This is a genomic window from Stenotrophomonas sp. AGC87 (assembly GCF_057333975.1).
The window spans coordinates 2,190-6,403 of record NZ_JBHFHW010000018.1 but is presented as its reverse complement, the minus strand read 5'-3'; the positions used below and the strand labels follow the sequence as shown (position 1 = coordinate 6,403).

Annotated in this window: 4 protein-coding genes; all 4 read left to right on the top strand. The window is 66.5% G+C overall.

Features of this window, described 5'->3' with window-relative positions; translation table 11 throughout:
* The first annotated feature begins 283 nt into the window (after window positions 1–283).
* Window positions 284–481 (top strand): 50S ribosomal protein L35, encoded by a 198-nt coding sequence (rpmI, locus tag ACE026_RS07465; protein WP_017355265.1) that lies wholly within the window; start codon window positions 284–286, stop codon window positions 479–481.
* A gap of 10 nt (window positions 482–491) precedes the next feature.
* Window positions 492–851, top strand: a complete 360-nt coding sequence (rplT, locus tag ACE026_RS07460; protein WP_017355264.1) for a 50S ribosomal protein L20 — start codon at window positions 492–494, stop codon at window positions 849–851.
* A gap of 195 nt (window positions 852–1,046) precedes the next feature.
* Window positions 1,047–2,042, top strand: a complete 996-nt coding sequence (locus ACE026_RS07455; RefSeq protein ID WP_486038565.1) for a phenylalanine--tRNA ligase subunit alpha — start codon at window positions 1,047–1,049, stop codon at window positions 2,040–2,042.
* A 93-nt stretch (window positions 2,043–2,135) separates the two neighbouring features.
* The coding region (pheT, locus tag ACE026_RS07450; protein WP_486038564.1) for a phenylalanine--tRNA ligase subunit beta at window positions 2,136–4,214 on the top strand (2,079 nt) is incomplete at its 3' end.

Sequence of the window (4,214 nt, the reverse complement as noted above, 5' to 3'; positions counted from 1 at the left end):
CCCCCGGCCGGTAGGCGTTCCACGCCTACCGGCACCGGTAAACACCCGCCCAATCAAGCGTTTGCAACTGCCTGGATTCACGGGCATAATGGGCGGCCCCGTTTTGCGGGGGTGCTGTTTTGAACGGTTTCCCGCCCCACAAAGGCACGCTGTTTCAACGGCAAACAGGACCGGCCTGGTTCCCATAGGGGATCCCGGGCTTACAAGCAGGCAAGGGCACGGACGGAAAGTGTGGCAATGCCACCGCCCTGGTCAGTGACAAAACATCATCAAGGACATAGCAATGCCCAAGATCAAGACCAACCGGGCGGCGGCCAAGCGCTTCCGCAAGACCGCGTCCGGCAAGTTCAAGGCTGGCCACGCCAACCGTAGCCACATCCTCACGAAGAAGTCGACCAAGCGGAAGCGCAATCTGCGTCAGACGAACCATGTTCGTGCAGAAGACGCAGGCCGTTTGAACCGTATGCTTCCCTACCTCTGAGGACTGACCCATGGCACGAGTAAAGCGTGGCGTACAGGCGCGTCGCCGCCACAAGAAAATTCTGACCCTGGCGAAGGGTTACTACAACGCTCGCCGCAAGGTCTTCCGCGTTGCCAAGCAGGCCGTGATCAAGGCACAGCAGTACGCCTACATCGGTCGTAAGCAGAAGAAGCGCAACTTCCGTTCGCTGTGGATCACCCGCATCAACGCGGCTGCCCGCATCAACGGCCTGAGCTACAGCCGTTTCATGAACGGCCTGCTCAAGTCCGGCATCACCCTGGACCGTAAGGTTCTGGCTGACATCGCCGTGCACGACGCAGCTGGTTTTGCTGCACTGGCCGAAAAGGCCAAGGGCGCACTGGCGGCATAAGTCCATTCCCCTGCCGTTGCCGTTCACGCGCAACGGCTGTGGGTAAGGCAAATGCATGGGGAAGGGCGCAAGTCCTTCCCCATTCTTTTTTGTGTTGGCGGTGGCCCTCCCGGTGCCATCGATCGACAGCGGTGGCGACGGGGGTCGGCCCGACGCGCATCGCGATGGCATACCGACGCGAGGCTCCGGCTATCCATGAGTGACATCCAATCCCTGACCACGCAGGCACTGGCCGACGTGGCCGCTGCCCAGAGCCCCGACGCGCTGGAAGTCCTGCGCGTGGCCCTGCTGGGCAAGAACGGCAGCATCACCGCCCAGCTCAAGCAGCTCGGTGGCCTGCCAGCCGATGAGCGCAAAGCCGCCGGCGAAGCCATCAACCGTGCCCGTGACGCGCTGACCAGCGCGCTGGGTGATCGCAAGTCCGTGCTGGAAGACGCTGCGCTGGACGCGCGCCTGGCCGCGGAAGCGATCGACATCACCTTGCCTGGCCGTCGCGAAGAGCGCGGTGGACTGCACCCGGTGACCCGTACCCTGGAGCGCATCACCGAGATCTTCGGCCGCCTCGGTTACGAGCTCTCCGAAGGCCCGGAAATCGAAGACGACTGGCACAACTTCGAAGCGCTGAACTTCCCGCCGCACCACCCGGCGCGCGCGATGCACGACACCTTCTATTTCGGCGATGGCCGCCTGCTGCGCACGCATACCTCCGGTGTGCAGGTGCGCTACATGGGCGAGCACGCCCCGCCGCTGCGGATGATCGCGGCCGGCAAGGTGTACCGCAGCGACAGCGACCAGACCCATTCGCCGATGTTCCACCAGGTGGAAGGTCTGCTGGTCGATGAGCACTCCACGTTTGCCGATCTCAAGGGCACGCTGTCCGAGTTCGTGCGCGCGTTCTTCGAGCGCGATTTCGAGATGCGTTTCCGTCCCAGCTACTTCCCCTTCGTGGAACCCGGCGCGGAAGTGGACATCGCCTGGCAGCAGCCCGATGGCAGCACCCGCTGGCTGGAAGTACTCGGCTGCGGCATGGTCCACCCGAACGTGCTACGCAGCGTCGGCATCGATCCGGAGCGCTACACCGGCTTCGCCTTCGGTTTGGGCGTGGAGCGCTTCGCGATGCTGCGTTACGGCGTCAACGACCTGCGCGCATTCTTCGAAAACGACGTGCGGTTCCTGAAGCAGTTCGCGTAAGCGCGTCAGCGTAGCGCCGGGCCATGCCCGGCTGGACAGGATTGAAGACCATCACGGCCCAGGCGCCTGCGCCGGGTCCACCAGGGTGACACCATGAAATTCTCTGAAAACTGGCTGCGCAGCCACGTCCCGACCACCGTCTCGCGCGATGAACTCAGCGCGGTGCTGACCGCGATCGGTCTGGAAGTGGAAGAGGTCGATGCGCTGGGCGATGGCCTGCAGCATGTGGTCGTGGCGAAGATCATTTCCGCCGAACGCCATCCCGAAGCCGACCGCCTGCAGATCTGCCAGGTCGATGCGGGGCAGGGCGAGCACCTGCAGATCGTCTGTGGCGCGCCGAACGCGCGCCCGGGTCTGGTCGCGCCGCTGGCGATGGTCGGCGCGCAGATCGGCGATCTGAAGATCAAGCCGGCCAAGCTGCGTGGCGTGGAATCCAATGGCATGCTGTGTTCGGCCAAGGAGCTGGGCTTGGACACCGATGCGTCCGGCTTGTTCGAACTGCCGGACGATGCGCCCGTCGGCCAGACCCTGGTCGAGTACCTCGGCCTGCCCGACGCCAGTATCGAGATCAAGCTGACCCCCAACCGCGCCGACTGCTTCAGCATCCGCGGCATCGCCTTCGACGTGGCCGCCGCATGCGCCAGTGAAGTGGTGCCGTTCGATGCCGCGCCGGTCGCCGCCGTGGGCACGCGCGAGCTGACGGTCCAGCTGGACGCCGGTGCCGAAGCGCCGCGGTACGTCGGCCGCGTGATCGAGGGCGTCAACGCCCGCGCCGCGACCCCACTGTGGATGGCCGAGCGCCTGCGCCGCAGTGGCGTGCGCCCGGTCTCGCTGCTGGTGGACGTCACCCAGTACGTGATGCTGGAACTCGGCCAGCCGATACATGCGTTCGATCTGGGCACTCTGCAGGGCAGCATCGGCGTGCGCCGTTCGCGCGCCGGTGAAACCCTGAAACTGCTCGACGGTCGCGATGCCGCGCTGGACGACAGCTTCCTGCTCGTCACCGATGCGGACCGCCCGATCGCGCTGGCCGGCCTGATGGGCGGCTTCGATACGCGCGTCACCGACGACACCACGAACGTATTCCTGGAGGCCGCGCACTTCGCGCCCGCCGCGATCATGGGCCGTGGCCGCAAGCTCGGCCTGCACACCGATGCCGGCCACCGCTTCGAGCGCGGCGTCGACCCGGTGCTGCCGCGCGCGGCGATCGAGTACGCCACCCGCCTGATTCTGGACCTGGCCGGCGGCACGCCTGCGCCGGTCACCGAGGCCGTGCGTGAGGCTGACCTGCCCGCGACCGCCACCATCAGCCTGCGCCGCGCCCGTATCGCGCGCGTGCTGGGCATCCAGATCGCCGATGCCGATGTGGAGCGCATCCTGCGCGCGCTGGGCATGGAGGTGGCCGCGACCGTCGATGGTTGGCAGGTCACCGCGCCTAGCCGCCGCTTCGACATCGCCATCGAAGAAGACCTGATCGAAGAGCTGGCCCGTATCCACGGCTACGAGCAGATTCCGACCACGCTGCCGGGCGGCGCCTCGCGCGTGGCGATGCCGACCGAAACCCGCCTGGACGACCTGAGCGTCCGTCGCCAGCTGGTCGCTCGTGACCTGCAGGAAACCATCAACTACGCCTTCGTCGATGCCGCGCTGCTTGCACAGTGGCAGCTGGACGAGGGCCTGGTCGCGCTGGCCAACCCGCTCTCCGCAGAACTGGCGGTGATGCGCCCGTCGCTGCTGCCGGGCCTGGTCGCCACTCTGGGCCGCAATGCCGCGCGCCAGCTCGGTCGTGTGCGCCTGTTCGAACTCGGCCGCGTATTCCATAAGCAGGCCGGCGAAGGCCAACCCGCGCCGCTGGAAACCCAGTGCGTGGCCGCCGCGATCTGTGGTGATGCAGACACCCAGCAGTGGGGTCTGCCGACCCGCAAGGTCGATTTCCATGACCTCAAGGGCGACCTGGAATCGCTGGCCGCGGCCAGTGGCGCGGCGCTGGCGTTCACGCCGTCACAGCGTCCGTATGGCCACCCGGCACGGTCGGCCGAGGTCTCCCGTGACGGCGTCAGCCTGGGCTGGATCGGTCAGATCCACCCGCGCCTGGCCAAGGCCATGGAGATCGACGTGGACGTGTTCGCCTTCGAGCTGGACCTGGCGTCGTTGGCCGCCCCCGCCCTGCCG

Coding starts and splice junctions, on each gene's coding strand:
- rpmI (WP_017355265.1), top strand. CDS start 284: ATGCCCAAGATCAAGACCAACCGGGCGGCGGCCAAGCGCTTCCGCAAG.
- rplT (WP_017355264.1), top strand. CDS start 492: ATGGCACGAGTAAAGCGTGGCGTACAGGCGCGTCGCCGCCACAAGAAA.
- ACE026_RS07455 (WP_486038565.1), top strand. CDS start 1,047: ATGAGTGACATCCAATCCCTGACCACGCAGGCACTGGCCGACGTGGCC.